Annotated in this window: 15 protein-coding genes and 1 tRNA gene; 10 read left to right on the top strand and 6 right to left on the bottom strand. The window is 62.5% G+C overall.

Annotated features, from left to right (window positions below; genetic code table 11):
- Positions 1-861 (bottom strand): universal stress protein, encoded by an 861-nt coding sequence (locus KCX59_RS00200; protein WP_179018035.1) that lies wholly within the window; start codon positions 859-861, stop codon positions 1-3.
- A gap of 84 nt (positions 862-945) precedes the next feature.
- Complete coding sequence (locus tag KCX59_RS00195) at positions 946-2,322, bottom strand: flavin monoamine oxidase family protein (protein ID WP_091464333.1); 1,377 nt, start codon at positions 2,320-2,322, stop codon at positions 946-948.
- Between the two features lie 106 nt (positions 2,323-2,428).
- Between KCX59_RS00195 and KCX59_RS00190 the strand changes: the two genes are divergently transcribed.
- Positions 2,429-3,148, top strand: a complete 720-nt coding sequence (locus KCX59_RS00190; RefSeq protein ID WP_179018034.1) for a TetR/AcrR family transcriptional regulator — start codon at positions 2,429-2,431, stop codon at positions 3,146-3,148.
- Positions 3,149-3,159: 11 nt separating this feature from the next.
- On the opposite strand, the gene KCX59_RS00185 is transcribed toward KCX59_RS00190, so the two are convergent.
- A complete protein-coding gene (locus KCX59_RS00185; RefSeq protein WP_179018033.1) occupies positions 3,160-3,870 on the bottom strand; it encodes a hypothetical protein in 711 nt (236 codons plus the stop codon).
- A 145-nt stretch (positions 3,871-4,015) separates the two neighbouring features.
- Between KCX59_RS00185 and KCX59_RS00180 the strand changes: the two genes are divergently transcribed.
- Together KCX59_RS00180 and KCX59_RS00175 are read left to right on the top strand one after the other, a co-directional pair.
- Positions 4,016-5,143, top strand: a complete 1,128-nt coding sequence (locus tag KCX59_RS00180; protein WP_179018032.1) for an L-talarate/galactarate dehydratase — start codon at positions 4,016-4,018, stop codon at positions 5,141-5,143.
- 10 nt (positions 5,144-5,153) lie between these two features.
- A complete protein-coding gene (locus tag KCX59_RS00175) occupies positions 5,154-5,852 on the top strand; it encodes a FadR/GntR family transcriptional regulator (protein WP_179018031.1) in 699 nt (232 codons plus the stop codon).
- Between the two features lie 152 nt (positions 5,853-6,004).
- On the opposite strand, the gene KCX59_RS00170 is transcribed toward KCX59_RS00175, so the two are convergent.
- A tRNA-Leu gene (locus KCX59_RS00170) sits at positions 6,005-6,087 on the bottom strand.
- 375 nt (positions 6,088-6,462) lie between these two features.
- Between KCX59_RS00170 and KCX59_RS00165 the strand changes: the two genes are divergently transcribed.
- From KCX59_RS00165 to pknB, 7 genes are read left to right on the top strand one after another with little or no spacing between them, the layout of a single operon-like run.
- Positions 6,463-7,212 carry an FhaA domain-containing protein gene (locus tag KCX59_RS00165; RefSeq protein ID WP_179018030.1) on the top strand — a complete coding sequence of 250 codons (750 nt, stop codon included), beginning with the start codon at positions 6,463-6,465 and terminating at the stop codon, positions 7,210-7,212.
- A 5-nt stretch (positions 7,213-7,217) separates the two neighbouring features.
- Positions 7,218-7,697: an FHA domain-containing protein FhaB/FipA gene (locus tag KCX59_RS00160; RefSeq protein ID WP_024818875.1), complete on the top strand. Its 480-nt coding sequence runs from the start codon at positions 7,218-7,220 to the stop codon at positions 7,695-7,697.
- Between the two features lie 3 nt (positions 7,698-7,700).
- Entirely contained in the window at positions 7,701-9,395 is a 1,695-nt protein-coding gene (locus tag KCX59_RS00155) for a PP2C family protein-serine/threonine phosphatase (protein WP_179018029.1), read from the top strand.
- Positions 9,392-10,822, top strand: a complete 1,431-nt coding sequence (locus KCX59_RS00150) for an FtsW/RodA/SpoVE family cell cycle protein (protein WP_178994682.1) — start codon at positions 9,392-9,394, stop codon at positions 10,820-10,822. The genes KCX59_RS00155 and KCX59_RS00150 overlap by 4 nt, the downstream gene beginning before the upstream one ends.
- The gene (locus KCX59_RS00145) at positions 10,819-12,276 is read left to right on the top strand and encodes a penicillin-binding transpeptidase domain-containing protein (RefSeq protein ID WP_091464309.1); all 1,458 of its coding nucleotides are present in this window, start codon (positions 10,819-10,821) and stop codon (positions 12,274-12,276) included. Before KCX59_RS00150 ends, KCX59_RS00145 begins: the two co-directional genes overlap by 4 nt.
- Positions 12,273-14,114 carry a protein kinase domain-containing protein gene (locus tag KCX59_RS00140; RefSeq protein ID WP_179018028.1) on the top strand — a complete coding sequence of 614 codons (1,842 nt, stop codon included), beginning with the start codon at positions 12,273-12,275 and terminating at the stop codon, positions 14,112-14,114. The genes KCX59_RS00145 and KCX59_RS00140 overlap by 4 nt, the downstream gene beginning before the upstream one ends.
- Before the next feature lie 9 nt (positions 14,115-14,123).
- A complete protein-coding gene (gene pknB, locus KCX59_RS00135) occupies positions 14,124-16,031 on the top strand; it encodes a Stk1 family PASTA domain-containing Ser/Thr kinase (RefSeq protein WP_179018027.1) in 1,908 nt (635 codons plus the stop codon).
- Between the two features lie 97 nt (positions 16,032-16,128).
- On the opposite strand, the gene KCX59_RS00130 is transcribed toward pknB, so the two are convergent.
- Positions 16,129-16,770, bottom strand: a complete 642-nt coding sequence (locus KCX59_RS00130; protein ID WP_054808446.1) for an aminodeoxychorismate/anthranilate synthase component II — start codon at positions 16,768-16,770, stop codon at positions 16,129-16,131.
- On the bottom strand, positions 16,767-16,937 hold the full coding sequence (locus tag KCX59_RS00125; protein ID WP_178994679.1) for a hypothetical protein: 171 nt from the start codon (positions 16,935-16,937) through the stop codon (positions 16,767-16,769). Before KCX59_RS00125 ends, KCX59_RS00130 begins: the two co-directional genes overlap by 4 nt.
- Positions 16,938-16,939: the final 2 nt, after the last annotated feature.

Raw genomic sequence — 16,939 nt, 5'->3', positions numbered from 1 at the left:
CTAGGAGCTTTGTCGCGTGTAGTCGCGGGGGACCACGATCATGGGGACGGGGAGGGCACGCAGGATCCGGTTGGCGGTGCTGCCAAGGAATGTGGCCCGGTGCTGGGCCAGGCGGCTGGAGCCGATCAACAGGATTTCGCCGTCTTCCCAGTCGAGTCGGTCAACGGCTTCTTCGATGGTGCGGCCCTGCGCGACGACGATCTCAGGTTCCGGCGTCTCCACAGCAGAACCTCCGACGGCGGCAAGCCGCTCTGCGGCATGCATCCAGGCCGCGTCGGCCAACCCAGGCGAGTTACCGCCGTCGAGCGCCAACAGCGAGACGAGCCGCAACGGAAGGCCACGGTCGCGCGCGGACTCGACCGCGACGTCGAGCAGTTCACCAGCGCCCGGACGCGTCCCAAAACCGCAGCTCAAACGGGTGATCGGCTCCGTCCGCTGGTAACCGTGGGGGGCCAAAACGACCGGAACCGGCGACGAATGGAGCAGCGAACCCGCAACGGAGCCGATGGTGAACCGCTTGAACAGGCCACCGTTGGTTGCGCCGATGACCAGGGCCGCGGCGTCCATCTCCACGGCAGCGTCGATCAACGCCTGCGCTTCGGAGTCGCCGCGCCTGATGTGGGCACGGGCGGTGACGTCGGCTGGAACCAGCGCAAGGCCTTCGTCCAACCAGCGCTGCGCCTGCTCGTTGAGGATGTCGTTGTAGCCGGCCTCAGGCGGGTAGACGGCATTGAAGGGGGAATCCTGCGGGGTCACCAGGACCAGGTCCAGGCTGACATCGTGGTTCCTGGCCAGCGCAACGGCAAGGTGAACGGCGTCGTGCCCCCTCGCGTTGGCGGTATAACCCACTACGTAGCGCATGGTGGTCCCTTTCTCGTCTTAAACAGTGGAGCCGGCAGGCCGGGGATGGTGCTCCCCCAGCCTGCCGGTTTAGTGCTGTATGCCTTAGGCGACAGGCACCGCGGCGAGCCTGTTGGCCTCGACGATGCGGGCGGCCGTTGCCTGGCCCATGCGGACGGCGCCATCCACGTGCTGGTAGCCCTCGGCTGCCAGGTCGGATGAGGACCAGTAAATCGGTCCGACGTTCGCGTGCTGGTCCTTGCCGTAGCGGTGCAGGCCACCGAGGTCGTAGCTGGAGGCGTACGCGCCGCGGGTCCACTCTTCGGAGCCCCAGTCGGACTCGTAGTAGACCTCGGGGGTGAGCGCCTTGTCGCCGAGGAAGCCGGCGATGGACTCGAGGATGGCCTTCTTGCGGTCTTCGGCGCTGAGCTCGAACACGGCGTCAGCCTTTTCGTCGGACACGAAGCCCACCAAGGTGCCGCGGGTGTCGCCGTGGTTGGTGTTGTCGTAGACCTCCTGGACCAGCGCGCCGGCGCTGAAGCCCGTGCCGGATAGCCCTTCTTCGCGCCAGAACGGTGTGTCGTACACGGCGTGGACCTTGATGACAAGGCCCAGCGACTGGTGCTGGTGCATCTGGTGCTGGCGGCGCGGCAGCGGCGGCTCAAACGAGACGCGGGAGTACAGATTCGGCGGCACTGCCATGATCACGAACCGCGCATTGACGGTTGCCTGTTCAGACACGACAGTCACGTTGTTGTCGTCCCACTTGATGGTGCGAACCGGGCTGTTAAGTACGACGTCGTCACCCAGCTCTGCTGCCTGCAGCAGCGAGACCTGCTGCATGCCGCCGATGACGCGCTTGTCCAGGATGAAGTCTTCGTCCGTCAGGTGGCTGAAGGACCCGGCTGAGGCTGCCATGAGAACTGCCTGCAGTGCGGAGAAAGCGTGAGCCGGCTTGGTCAGCATGCCACCGGCGATAAAGAGGCCGATGTTGTTGCAGGCTTCCTCGTCGTTGGAGTTCTGGCGGAGCCAGTGGTGGAAGGAGATGGTGTCCAGCTCGCGTGCCTTGGGGTGTGCCCAGGGCTCGGTGGGACCAATCTCGGCGGCGAGGCCGTCCAAAATGGCAACAAGCTTGTCCATCTCGGCCTTGGTGGTTTCGTTCACGGGGAACGTATCACCGGTGTACTGGGTGCGCTTGCCGTCTTCGCCGATGTAGACCGATTCACCGTCGCGGTAGCGCGAGTACATTTTCAGGCCGAGCTCGTCCAGCAGTTCCATGAGCACTGTCTGGTCGGGGGAAACCCACTGGCCGCCGATCTCCAGCATGGCGCCGTCGATGGTGTCGGTCCAGGTGCGGCCGCCCACCCGGTCGCGTGCTTCGAGCACGGCAACGCTGAGTCCGGCCTTCTTCAATTCACGTGCCGCCGTCAGCCCTGACGGTCCGGCCCCGACGATCACAACGTCGCGGTCAAGATTCTGCATGATGTCCTCTCCGTGGCCGTCCGTGGTGGCTGACCAATAAATGAATGACGTTCATTTAGTTCCATACTAGCGTTGGAGTCGGCCGCTGTGAAGCCCCGGTGGAATAATGCTGGGGACACAGGCAGCAGAAAGGCCTCCGATGCCCGCACCGACTCCCGCTCCTTCCACGCTCCCGGCACGCCGCCGCGCCGGTCGGCCGACGGCGGCGGTCCTGGACCAGGACGGCATCACGACGGCGGCGCTTGAGTTGATCAGCAACAAGGGTTACAACGGACTCACCATGGCGGCCCTGGCACGCTCCCTTGGTGTCGCGCCGTCTGCGCTGTACAACCACGTGGGCTCCAAGGACGACGTCTTACTGCTGGTGGAAGACCATTTGGCGGCGATGGTGGATGTCTCCGCTTTTGGCTCGGAACCGTGGGATGTGGCAGTGCGTCGTTGGGCGTGGTCCTACCGCGACGTGTTCTCGGAACATACGCCGCTGATACCCGTGATTGCAGTGCTTCCCGTGGCAAATGCCCCCAAAACCTTGGCGATGTACGAGGCCGCGACTGCGGGCTTCCGCGATGCCGGGTTCCCTGAAGAGAAGATCATCTCGGCGATTGTGGCTTTGGAGGCGTTCGTTTTCGGTGCCGCTTATGACGTCACCGCGCCGGAGGACATCTTCGACGCCGGCAGCCTCGCCGAGCAGGTCCCCAACTTCACCGCCGCCGTGGACCGGCTGGCTGCCGAGGAGCACGCTCGGCCGACCGACGTCGCATTCAACCTGGGACTTGAGGCGCTGATTACAGGGTTCGGGGCGCTGCGGGAAGCCGTTTCTGACTGACGCGGGGGTACTCAGCCACCCAGAGGGCTGACGCGGATGCTTATGACGGACGGATCCGGGAACTCATAGGCGATGTCGTAGGTGACCGCCAAGCCGGTGGACGTGCCGGGACCCAGGCTGTGATTGAACAGATCGACTGAGCCGCTGGTCTTGTTGACGTTTTGGAGCCAATATTCTGCGTCGTCGGCGTCCAACCCGTACCGGGAAACCGCGTCACGAACGTCCTTTTCCAGGTCCTCCCATTTGTCGAACCGGTGGTAGAAAGTGACCTCCTTGAAATCGGAGCGCGCGGAGTCCGTTGCAAATTTGAGGGTGTCAGAGCTTCCAGTAACGGTTCCTTGGGGACCGGCGATGCTGATCTCAATCTCGCGGCCGTCCTGAGCAAAGATCAGGGGGCCTTTCGCAGCGTCCGCAGGTAGGCCCGCGGCCTCCTTTTCGAGTTTCCCCTTTGTCATATCCAGCTTCGCTGTCCCCTGTGACGTTATACGTTCGGCCCCAGCGGACGTCAGGGTGTCGAACTCGCCGGCATCCGGTGCCGTCGCTTGATTGCCGGAGACGGCCCCCGAGCAGGCGGCCAGGGCAAGGGATAGCGCGAGAGCACCAATGGCTGCTTTCAGGCTCTTCCGGGCCTTGCCCATGGCGACCGCCTTGCCCGCTGGATACCTACCCCGCAAATCCTCGTGATAGCCGGCCACTCTTTGTCCTGTTTTTCGTTCTGACACACAGGGAGTCTACGAGCACAGGCGCAGATCGCGCTCAACGTGAACCGCACACTGCGGGTCTTTTAGCTGGCAACCCTCTTGTAGTACAAGTTTTAAACTTGTATCCTAAGTGGCAGGCAAGGATGCCGTCCCCACTAGGAGAACCATGAGCACCGTAGATCTCATTCGTCACGTCAAGCTATCCACCGCAAAGTTGCCCCTCACTGTGCCCATCAGCGATGCCAAAGTCTTCACCGGCCGGCAAAAGCCCATGACCGAGGTGGTGTTCCTGTTCGCCGAGATCACCACGGAACAGGGCCACAGCGGCATCGGATTCAGTTACTCCAAGCGCGCAGGCGGCCCGGCACAATATGCCCACGCCAAGGAGGTCGCAGAGGGCATCGTCGGCGAGGACCCCAACGACATCGGCAAGATCTACACCAAGCTTCTTTGGGCCGGCGCCTCCGTGGGGCGTTCCGGTGTGGCTACGCAAGCCTTGGCCGCGATAGACATCGCCCTCTACGACCTCAAGGCCAAGCGCGCCGGGCTCCCCCTTGCCAAGCTCCTGGGCTCTTACCGCGACTCGGTCCAGACCTACAACACGTCTGGCGGCTTCCTCAACGCCACCTTGGATGAGGTCAAGGAACGCGCCACGCAGTCCATCGACGAGGGGATTGGCGGAATCAAAATCAAGGTCGGCCTGCCGGACTCCAAGGAAGATCTCCTCCGCGTCGCCGGAGTTCGCGAGCACATCGGCTGGGACGTCCCGCTCATGGTGGACGCGAATCAGCAATGGGACCGCGCCACCGCCTTGCGCATGGGCCGCCAACTCGAAGAATTCAATCTCATCTGGATCGAAGAACCACTGGATGCGTATGACTTCGAAGGCCACGCGCACCTTGCACAGGTCTTGGACACACCCATCGCAACCGGTGAAATGCTGGCGTCCGTTGCCGAGCACAAGGGCCTCATCAATGCGAACAGCTGCGACATCATTCAACCCGATGCTCCCCGCGTTGGCGGCATCACCCAGTTCCTGCGCCTCGCGGCGTTGGCTAATGAAAGAGGGCTGGGCCTCGCCCCGCACTTTGCCATGGAAATCCACCTGCACTTGGCTGCTGCCTACCCGCGTGAGCCTTGGGTGGAGCACTTCGACTGGCTTGACCCGCTGTTCGAGGAACGCCTGGAAACCAAGAATGGCCGCATGATCGTTCCGGACCGCCCTGGATTGGGTGTTACCTTGAGCGCACAGGCGCGGGCATGGACCACCGAATCAGTGGAATTCGGCGCGTAATCTTGAACCCATGAGCCGAAACCTGACTGCGGATCTCGCCGCCGACCTTCGCAACCGCATCGTCGACGGCGTCATCCAGCCAGGTGAGAAGCTCCCCAGCGAAAACACCCTCATCAGCGAGTTCGGGGTGAGCCGGACCGTCGTCCGTTCCGCCCTCACCCGTTTGCAGGCCGAGGGACTTGTGGAAACCGAACGTGGGCGGGGCAGCTTCGCGCTGACCCCGCCCGCGGACGGACCCACGCCTGCACCAGGAACGCGGGCCGTTGGCAGCGTGGAAGAGCGGCTGCAGATGCTCGACTTCCGGATCGGCGTCGAGACAGAAGCCGCAGCACTTGCCGCCCGGAACCACACAGAACACCAGCTGAAGGCTACGCGTGGCGCCCTGGAGCAGTTCGTTGCGAGCTCAGGCCACCCGGCCCATTCGATGAAGGCCGATTTCGAGTTCCACCGGGCAGTCGCGGCGGCCACCGGCAACCCCTTCTATACGGACTGCATCTCCGCCTTGGGCCAAACCATGATCACCATGCCACGCCCCCGCCTCGTTTCAAGCGATGAGCAAGATTCCCGAAGACGCTTCGAGCAAGTGGTCCACGAACACTCCTCTATATATGCAGCCATCGCAGAGGGCGACCCAGTGGCTGCCGCGGCCGCCATGCGGCTGCACCTGAGCAATTCACGACGCCGGTTCACGGGTTCCGCAGGCAACTGACCTTCCGGCCGCCCAGGACCCGCTTGGTCACCCAGTCCCTGGCTTGTTCGAATCCCCCGCCCTACCACGGTGAGCGGAGCGAACAAGGGCGGGAGTCGCGCCCAAGACAGCAAAAAAGCCCCGGTCCTAAGACCGGGGCTCTTTCAATTGCGTGCGCGAGGGGGGATTTGAACCCCCACACCCTTTCGGATACTGGCACCTGAAGCCAGCGCGTCTGCCGTTCCGCCACTCGCGCGCAACTTCTTTTTTCGGACTCGGGCTGGTCTCCCAGCTTCGTTTCCTTCAAAAGCAGCGAGATCAAGCATAACGGACATCCGGAGCAAAACACCAATCGGCCGGGAGGCAGAGCCCCCGTCGAGCCTGGCAGAACCCCAACAACAGCTGAACTGAACGAAAATTTCAATCCCCGCCTCCCGCGCCAACAAGGGCCGGGAACGAACTTTTCCGGGTCGCAAGGCGTTGTGGATTAAGGCCATTCCCAGTCAGTCCCAGTAGTATCGGGAAGTGGAAGGGCCGTCAGGCGCATACTTCGCCGTGTGCGCAGACGGAGGAATGGACGGACTATCGGACCAGGCACAACGGGTGCCGCGGCAAGGAAAGGAGAAGGACCATGGGTTTGCTGGACAAAGTCGAGCGCGGCATTGAAAAAGCCGTCCGCAACGTCTTCTCCACGGGGTCGCGGGCACGTGTTGAACCAGTGGAGATCGCAAGCAAGCTGAGGCGCGAGTTGGACAACAAGTCCATCACAATCGCAGCCGGGCGGACGCTCGCTCCCAATGTTTTCGACGTCCTACTCAGCGACGAAGACTTCGCCCGGGCACAGGAATGGGGAACACCCCTCGCCGAGGAACTGTGCGACGTCGTTATCCAGCACGTCCGCAGCCAGGGCTACACGCTCCAAGGCGCTGTCCGCATCTCGTTCCGTCGCAATGACGAAGAACGCGCAGGACATTTCGAAATAAACTCCCGGACCGAGAAATCGTCCGATGACGCTGCTCCTGCTCCACAAGCTCCACGTGCCCATGTTCCTGCTGCCCCGGCACGGCAACCCACCCGCCTCCAGCCCGTGCTGGACATTGGTGGCCAGCGGTATTCCCTCAACGCTCACTCCGTGGTGCTGGGCCGCTCATCCGAAGCCGACATCCTTGTAGACGACACAGGCGTTTCACGGAAACACCTCGAGGTCCGCACGGAGAACGGCGGCACTTGGGCCGTTGACCTCGGCTCCACTAATGGCAGTTACGTCAACGGGCATAAAGTGAACGGCAGCATTGAGCTGACAGACGGCTCAACCATCACGATGGGACGTACCAAGATCATTTTCCGCCTACTCCCCCAAACCCCGGGTGGCCACGCGTGAACGACATCAGCGAACTGACCATCACAGCGCTTCGCTTCGGGTTCCTCCTTTTGTTGTGGGTCCTGATCTTCAGCATTGTGACCACCATGCGCCGCGACTTCCAGATTGGCCGCAAGGCCGTAACTGGCGTTCCCACCGCACGCGAAGTCCGGAAGCACCCTGAGCTGGCAGCTTCTCCACCGCCGGCAATCCAGCATGCGCGCACACTGGTAGTCACGGAGGGCCCCCTCAAGGGCACCACGGTTCCCTTGGCCGCCAGCCCCATCCTGCTCGGCCGCGCACAGGAAGCCACGCTTGTCCTGGAAGATGATTACGCTTCCGGGCGGCATGCGCGCCTGTTCCCGCAGGGCAGCCGCTGGTTCATCGAAGACCTCGGATCCACCAACGGCACCTACCTGGCCGATCAACAGCTCACCCGCGCCTTGCCGGTTGAGCTTGGCGTCCCCGTGAGAATCGGCAAGACGGTCATTGAATTGAGGCCGTAGTCCATGGCCTTTTCCGAGACCCCCAAAGGCCAGGAAAAGCCTGCGGAGCGCCCGCTCATCATGCGCTACGCGGCGCGTTCCGACGTCGGACGGATCCGTTCCAAGAATGACGACTCCGCTTATGTGGGCCGCCATCTTGCAGTGGTGGCCGATGGCATGGGCGGTCACGCTGGCGGCGATGTCGCTTCCGCTTCAACGGTCTTGGACATGATCCACCTTGATCATGACGATTACCCGGAGGGCGCGGACACCGTCCTGGCCGACGAGATCCAGACCGCAAATTCCCTGCTCTCCGAGCTTGTCCACCAGAATCCCAAGCTCTCGGGCATGGGCACCACGGTCACGGCGCTGCTCTTGGAGGGCCGCAAGCTCCACTTCGCCCACATTGGCGATTCCCGTGCCTACCGGTTGCGCAACAAGAAGTTTGAGCAGGTCAGCATTGACCACACCTTCGTGCAGCGCCTCATTGACGAAGGCCGCCTCCGCCCGGAGGAAGCGGAAACGCATCCGCACAAGAACGTCCTCATGCGCGTCCTGGGCGACGTCGATGCCAGCCCTGAGCTGGACTTGGATGTCCTGGACGTCGAACCGGGCGAACGCTGGCTGCTCTGTTCCGATGGACTCAATTACGTGGCTGGCCACGTGGTGGAGCGCATGGTCCGCGAGACCAAGGACTTGCGTGAATGTGCTGAGATCCTGGTGGATCTGACGCTGGAAGCCGGCGCCCCGGACAACGTCACCGTGGTGATGCTGGAGATTGCGGAGGAGACCGACGACGACGTCAACACGGCCGCCGTCGACGTGGTTCCGGCAGCAGCGCTTGCCGCGGTTAACGAGCCCGAGGCAGTCACGGCTACCAAGTCAGCTGATGACCTGGCCGCGGACAAGGCGGAAAAGGACAGTAAGACCGAGTCCCATGCCAAAGCCGCGCGGAATGCCGACGCTGGATCTTCCTTCAGCGCAGGAGATCCGGACGACAAAGAGGACGAGGCTGGATCGTCAGAAGAGTCCACAGAGCCACCCACCACCACCGACCCCCATCTCGGTGAGCATTTGTCGGCTGAAGTACTGCGCGAGGAATTGGCCAGTCGCCCCCACGAACTTGTTGGCGCTGCCGCCACTGCTGCTGAAACGGGCTCCATTCCCACCGTCGCCGGCCGCACCGTCGCACGCAGGGCAGCAACGGTCCTCACGCATAAAGCAGAACAAGACCGTGTTGAGATCGAAGAGCCGGCCCGTCGCCGTGTGCGTTGGCTCATGCCTGCTGTCGCGGCCGTTGTTGTCCTGGGCGTCGTGGTGGGCCTGTGGCTTGGCTATGCCTGGACGCAGACACGCTATTACGTGGGCGAATTCGACCAGCGGGTCGCTATCTTCAACGGGATCTCTCAGAGGCTCGGACCCATTCAGCTTTCCCGGCTTGAGGCCGTTACCGATATCAGGGTGGATTCATTGCCGGAATACGGCCAGCAGAGCGTACGCCAGACAGTTCCGGCGGGTGACCTCGACAGCGCACAGGGCATTGTGGAGAACCTGAGGAACACTGGCAGCGCTTCGGCCAACTGCCCGAGCACTCCTCCGGCCACAGCTTCGGGATCCGCTACGCCGACCCCGTCGGCCACTGTGCCCATACCCAGTACGGCTGCCGTTCCCAGCCCCACTCCTTCACCCGTCCCGACTCCCTGTGAGGCGGCCAAATGATGCAGACTGAGATAGCACCCAAACCCCGCCGCAATGTCGAGCTGGTTCTCATCGTCCTGGCCCTTGCCGTCGGCATTGGCGCTAGTGCGTTGGTGAGCATCAACTCGGAGGTCGGGCTGGACAGCGACTTCTGGTTCCAGTCGAGCCTCCTGGCGGTTGCAGCTTTCGCATTCCACGTGGTGCTCCGGCTCCGCGCGAAATATGCCGATCCGGTAATACTTCCGATCGTTGTAGCTCTCAACGGACTTGGGCTTGCCCTGATACACCGCATGGACGGTCCCGCGGACGATACGGGCAACAATCAGCTGCGGTGGACACTCATTGCCATGGCGGTCTCGATTGCCGTGATCTGGTTCCTCAAGGACCACCGCATCCTTCGCCGCTTTACATACATCTCCTTGGCGGCCAGTGCTTTCCTCCTGGTCCTTCCATTGATTCCGGGAATCTCCGCCGGCGAAATCCTGGGTGCGCGCGTGTGGATCCGAGTGGGTCCCATGACGTTCCAGCCCGGTGAAATCGCCAAGATCACTCTCGCCATATTCTTTGCCGGCTATCTATCCTCCAACCGGGACCTGATTCTGTTGGCTGGCCGGAAGATCGGCCCTATGCAGTTCCCCCGGTTCAAGGACCTCGGCCCCATGATCACCGCGTGGCTGGTAAGCATCGGTGTTCTCGTCTTCCAGCGTGACCTTGGATCCTCCATCCTCTTCTTCGGCCTGTTCATCGTGATGATCTACGTGGCTACAAGCCGGATCTCGTGGGTGGTCATCGGCTTGCTGCTGATTCTGGGCGGCGGCTTCATTGCCTCCCAGATCTTCTCCCACGTGGCGTTCCGCATCGACAGCTGGATCAATGCGTTCACGCCTGAGGTCTTCGGCAGGTCTCCCGGTGGTAGCGGGCAAATCGTAGAGGGCTTGTTCGGGATGGCCGACGGCGGACTGGTTGGCACCGGCCTAGGCCAGGGCAGACCGGATCTGGTGCCCTTTGCCAACAGCGACATGATCGTTGCCCTTATCGGTGAGGAGCTTGGCCTCATTGGTCTCTTCGCCGTCGTGATGCTTTATCTGTTGCTGTTCACTCGAGGCTTCCGTGCAGCTTTGGGCACCCGGGATGCGTTCGGAAAGCTCCTGGCGTGCGGTTTGTCCTTTGCGATTGCCCTGCAGTGCTTCGTCGTCATCGGTGGAGTGACCCGGCTCATCCCATTGACCGGCCTCACGACTCCGTTCCTTGCCGCTGGTGGTTCCTCGCTTCTGGCCAACTGGATAATCGTTGGCCTGCTGCTCATGATTTCCAACACGGCCCGCGGCCCGGTGGACACCACTCCCATGGTCAACAAGCCCCCGGCAAGCAGTAGCACGCCGGGAACACGCAAACCGGCCACGGGCCAGACACCTAGCGCACCAACAGAGGCGGTGAAGCAACAATGAACCAGGCTATTCGTAGCAGCTGGATGGCTGCCGTCGCCATGTTCGCGTTGATCTTCGGCGCCATCAGCTACGTTCAGGTCATTGGCGCTGATGACCTCAACGCCAATCCTTGGAACCAGCGCGCCGTTCTGGCGTCTTTTTGCAATGAGCGTGGCTCCATCATTGTGGGTGGAAAACCTGTAGCTGAGTCAGTCACGGGAACAGAATCCTGCGCTTTCCAGCGTCAGTACAACCAGCCGGAGCTTTACGCCGGCATCACCGGATACTTCTCCAAGTTCTTTGGTTCCACCGGCCTGGAACAATCCATGGGGGAAACCCTGGCCGGAAACTCCGACCAGTTGTTCCTGGATCGCATGAGCCAGATGTTCCTTGGCAAGGAACCAAAGGGCGCATCTGTGGAACTGACCTTGGACCCTGCCATCCAGCAACTGGCCTTCGACCTCATTCCTGAGGGGCAGCGCGGTTCCATTGTGGTCACCAACCCCAAGACCGGCGCTATCCTCGCGATGGTTTCCAAGCCGTCGTATAACCCCAACTTGATTGCCTCGCATGACCGCACCACGGCTGAGGCCAACTACGCTCAGCTGAACCAGATTCCGGGCATCAACCTGAACCAAAACGTCAGCGGCCCTACGGGTAACCTGCTCTCGCCCGGATCGGTCTTCAAACTCATTGATACCGCGGCTGCGTTGAACTCGGGCAAGTACAACAAGGACAGCGAGCTGCCGAACCCCAGCAGCCTGCCCTTGCCTGGCAGCAGTGCCAGCCTCCCCAACTACGCCGGCGGTAACTGCAACGTTCGCGAAACAGCGTCCTTCGCCTTTGCCTTGGAGCAGTCGTGTAATACTCCGTTCGCCAGCATCGCATTGGACCTCGGCCAGGATGCCATCCGGGAGCAAGCGCAGAAGTTCGGCTTCGGCGAAAACTTTGGCGACCAGCTTAAGCTCCAGCAGGCCACCAGCGTCTTCCCGGAGGACCTGGACCAGGCCCAGTTGGCCCAGTCGTCGGTGGGTCAACGCGACGTGAAAGCCACACCGCTGCAGATCAACCTGATGACGGCGGCCATCGCCAACGGCGGCGTGCAGATGAAGCCCAACCTGGTTGAGGCCATCCGTGCACCCGATCTGCGCGTTATCAACGAACCCAAGCCTGAGGCGCTCCGCACCAGCACCACGCAGCCCATCGCGACCCAGATCACCGAGTGGATGACTAGCGCCGTGGATAACGGTATCGCCAGGGGCGCAGCCGTTCCCGGTGTCAAGGTGGCCGGTAAGACCGGCACGGCCGAGCTCGGTGATTCAGGTTTGAACAACTCATGGTTTACCGGGTTCGCCCCGGCAAACGACCCGCAAGTAGCCGTCACCATTGTCATGGAGAGTGTTGACGTGCAAACCGGGGCCCAGCTAACCAGTCCGAACGCAAAGAAGATTTTTGAGGCGGTGTTGAATAAGTGAGGCCTACTTCGGGAATCACACTCGGCGGCAGGTTCCAGCTGACCAGTCGCATTGCGATTGGCGGCATGGGCGAGGTCTGGAAGGCCAAGGACCAGATCCTCGGCCGGATCGTTGCCATCAAGGTGCTCAAGGAGGAATACACGGGTGACCCCGGGTTCCTTCAGCGGTTCCGTGCCGAGGCGCGTCACACCGCCCTCCTCAACCACGTGGGCATCGCCAACGTCTTCGATTACGGCGAGGAAGCCGGTTCGGCCTACCTGGTCATGGAACTCGTTCCCGGACACCCCCTGAGCGGCATCCTCGAACGGGAGCAGGTGCTCTCGCCGGACATGACGCTCTCCATCATCTCGCAGACAGCGCGCGCCCTTGCCGTTGCGCACGCACAGGGCCTCGTCCACCGCGACATCAAGCCGGGCAACCTGCTGATCACGCCCGACAACCGCGTCAAGGTCACCGACTTCGGCATTGCCAGGTTGGCTGACCAGGTGCCGCTCACACAGACCGGCCAGGTCATGGGCACCGCCCAGTATCTGGCGCCTGAGCAGGCAACCGGCCAGACCGCCACGGGTTCTTCGGACATTTATTCGCTCGGCGTCATCGGCTACGAGTGCCTCACCGGGCACCGTCCGTTCTCCGGCGAATCCCAGATTGCCATTGCCCTGGCCCAGGTGAATGACGCACCGCCGCCCCTTCCGGAGACGCTGCCCACCCCCGTGCGGGCACTGCTGATGTCCATGCTGGCCAAGGATCCGAAGAACCGTCCGGCCAACGCCATCAAGCTGGCCGAAGCCGCGGAAGCCATCCGCAATGGTGACATCGCCACCGCCCATGCCGCCGTGCCCGGCATGCTGTTGTTCGAATCCAATACCGGACCCATCACTGCGCCGGTGGACACCGCAACGGCACCCACCGGCGTCGTTACTTCGCCTTACGGCAAGGAACAGTCGACGACGGCGACGTCCGCACTGCCGGTGCTCGGTGCCGGGGCTGCAGGGGCTGCTCTTGGAGCCGCCGCCGCGTCTTCGGATAACCCCCTGACGCGTGCAAACGCCCTGGAGGCCGAACGTCAGCTCAACGACGACGAAGTGGTCTACACCGAAGAAGAGAACTTCGACGATGCTGAACCCGAGCGCAAGAAGCGCAGCCCCTGGACCTGGCCGCTTGTTGCCCTGATTCTGCTGGTCCTGTTTGCCTTGGTTGGTTTCCTGATTTCGCAGTCAGGTTTCTTCTCGCCGAGCCCCGCGCCCACCGAGTCGACCACCACGAGCCCCAGCCGGAGCGCGAGTCCTACCTCCACGTCAGCTACGCCTACGCCGCGGCCCACAGAGACCTCTGAGGCACCGCAGCCCACGCAGTCGGTTCCCCAGAAGATCAACATCATTCCCGAGCAGTATGTTGGCCAACCCTTCGAGACTGTCAGCGCGCAACTTCGAGCATTGGGCTTCGGAGTGAACGGCCAGGAGGTCTTCGACGACACAGCCGAGGCAGGAATCGTAACGACTCTCAATCCCACCGGACCTCGTGACCCTGGCGAAACCATCACCGTCACCTACTCCAAGGGCCCCGAATTGGTCGCTGTCCCCGCTATCGGAGTCGGTGTTGACGAATCGCAGATTCGCCAAGCCATCGAAGGAGCCGGTCTTTTGTGGGTTGCCGGAGAACCCGTCAACGGTGCCATCGGCCAGCAGCCGGGAACGTTCGTCCGTTCCTCACCGGCGGCTGGAACCCAGGTCCCCGCAGGCTCCACAGTCACCTATTACCTGTCCAAGGCACTGGTTCCGGTTGATCCCGGCTCGTCGAGTGCCACCCCCAGCGGCTCCGGCAGCCCGAGCGACTAAGTAAACGCCATGTCAACGTCACGTCCAGGTCCTGCGCATCGAGAGGAGAGCACACCTGTGTCCTCCCACCGCATCCTCAATTCCCGCTATGAACTTGGCGAGCTGATCGGTCGTGGCGGCATGGCGGACGTCTACCGGGGAACGGACACCCTGCTGGGACGGACCATCGCCGTGAAGGTGCTGCGCGCGGACCTTGCGCGGGATCCCCAGTTCCAGGCCCGTTTCAAACGCGAAGCCCAGGCTGTAGCGGCGTTGAACCATCCCTCCATCGTTGCCATCTTCGACACCGGAGAATACTCGGGTCCGGGAGGTCCGGGCGAGGACGTGCGTGTCCCTTACATCGTCATGGAGTACGTGGCCGGACGCACCCTGCGGGACATGATCAAGGCGAACGAGCTTGGGGTGGAGGACTCCATCGGCTTCACCCTGGGGGTCCTTGGCGCTCTTGAGTACAGCCACCGGGCCGGCATCGTCCACCGGGATATCAAACCAGCCAATGTGATGGTGTGTGCCGACACCGGCGAGGTGAAGGTCATGGACTTCGGCATCGCGCGCGCCATGGCCGATTCCGCCGCCACCATGACGCAAACACAAGCCGTTGTGGGCACAGCGCAATACCTTTCGCCGGAGCAGGCCCGTGGTGAAACGGTGGATGCGCGCAGTGACCTCTACTCGGCCGGTTGTCTTCTTTTCGAACTGCTGACCAGTCGGCCTCCGTTCATCGGCGACAGCCCCGTATCGGTTGCCTACCAGCACGTCCGCGAGACCCCGGACCTGCCCAGTGCCCACAACCCGGAAGTCACCGAAGCCTTGGACTCAGTCCTGGTAAAGGCACTGCAGAAGAGCCGGACAGATCGCTTCCAGGACGCTGCCGCCTTCCGCCGTGCGCTGCGCGCGGCCAGCAACGGCATTCCCGTGCCGGCAGTGGCGGCCAGTGAGGCCCCTACCGACCCCAACGACCTCGTGGAACCCGAAGACCCGGCAACAGAGCTTTTGAGCACCACGGCCGTGGGCTTCCTCGATGCCGGGCAGTTCAAGGACGAGCCAGTTGATCAGCCCCAGGAAGAGCCTCTTCCCTTGGGCCTCCCACCCGAACGTGAGCTGCCGGCGCGCCAGAAGTCCCGTCGTCGTGCCTGGGTTGCCACCTTGGTTATTTTCACCATTCTGGTGCTGGCAGGTGGTGGCTTCTGGCTCTACAGCCTCATGAACATGCAACCGCCGCCCCCGGCGAAAATAGCCGTACCGGTAGTGACCAACATGTCGGAAAGCCAAGCAATTCAGGAACTGTTCACGGCCAAACTGAAACCCAAGTCCGTGCGTGAGCCCAGCGACACCGTGGCCAAGGACATGACAATCGGAACGACGCCGATTGCCGGCGCAATGTTGGAACAGGATGCTGAAGTCATCCTCAAAATTTCCAGCGGTCCCAGCTCGGTGACCATCCCGGCGGACATCGTGGGGCGCACTGAATCCGATGCACGGGAAGCTTTGCGCAGGCTTGGCATCACCGGCGAAGTAGTGACCGCTTTGACCCACAGCCCCACTGTCCCCGCAGGCGTTGTGATCAGCACGGCTCCCGCCCCTGGTGGCGCCATAGCCGTGGATTCCAAGGTGGAGCTGCAGGTTTCAACGGGCAAGGTCCTCATGCCCCAGTTGATCGCGTTGCCCTTGGCTGAAGCCGAAGCGGCGCTCAAAGCCAACGGACTCACCATGGCAGTGGTAGAGCAAGAGAACTCTCAAGTTGCGGCGGGAACAGTCACAGCTCAGAGCGACGCGTTCAACACTGAGGTGGCCCAGGGCAAGGTGGTAACTGTCACGGTGGCCAAGGCCCCGGCCCCACCGCCCACACCCACCCCGACGCCCACACCTACGGAAACCGAGAAGCCGTCGCCGAAGCCCACGGCAACCAAGAAGTAAGGGGCTTCGGCTGTCGCCGCTGGCACCCGGAAGCGGGCGTCTAAGCGAGGAACGAGCGAGCCCGCGGAGGGTGTCAGTGGCGGCAGCCCTGCCTCGCTTACTGCTTGATCAGCGGGCTCAGCTTCGATGCACGCGCGGCTGCCCCGGTCATGCCCAGGGACTCCAACCAGTTGCCCAGCATCTGATACCCGCCTTCGGTGAGCACCGATTCCGGGTGGAACTGGACGCCGCATAGGGGCGCGGTCTTGTGCTGCAGGCCCATCACCACTCCGTTTGTGGTCTCGGCGGTGATTTCCAAGACGTCTGGGATGGAGTCCCGTACTGCTGCGAGTGAGTGGTAGCGCGTCGCTGTCACTGGCGAGGGCAGGCCGGCAAAAACGCTCTTCCCTTCGTGACGGACGGGCGAAGTCTTGCCGTGCATAAGCTCCGGCGCGTGAGTCACCACACCGCCATAGGCCTCGGCGAGGGCTTGGTGTCCCAGGCAAACACCGAACATGGGCTTGGCGGCCTCGCCACACCATTTGATGAGCTCAATGCAGACGCCCGCTTCTGCAGGGGTTCCCGGACCGGGGGAGACCAGCACACCGTCGCGGCTTGCTGCGAGCTCGGTGGCCTCGGCAAGTGTCACGTCGTCGTTGCGGACCACCGTTGTCTCGGCACCGAGTTCCTGGAGGTATCCCACCAGTGTGTATACGAAGCTGTCGTAGTTATCCACTACAAGGATTTTTGTTGTGCTCATGGCTGCTGCACTAAACCAATCGTTGAGTCGGTCAATGTGGTGAATTGGGAGAACCACGGGAAGAGGAACTCGACCATCAGTACCAGGGCTACGCCCACCAGCACCAAGGATGTCAGGATCCGCACCCACAGGGGGCCAGGCAAATGACGAAAGATCCACGCGTACATCC

It is taken from the genome of Paenarthrobacter nitroguajacolicus (genome assembly GCF_051027655.1).
Taxonomy (GTDB): domain Bacteria; phylum Actinomycetota; class Actinomycetes; order Actinomycetales; family Micrococcaceae; genus Arthrobacter; species Arthrobacter nitroguajacolicus.
This window is presented reverse-complemented; position numbering and strand designations above follow the sequence as displayed.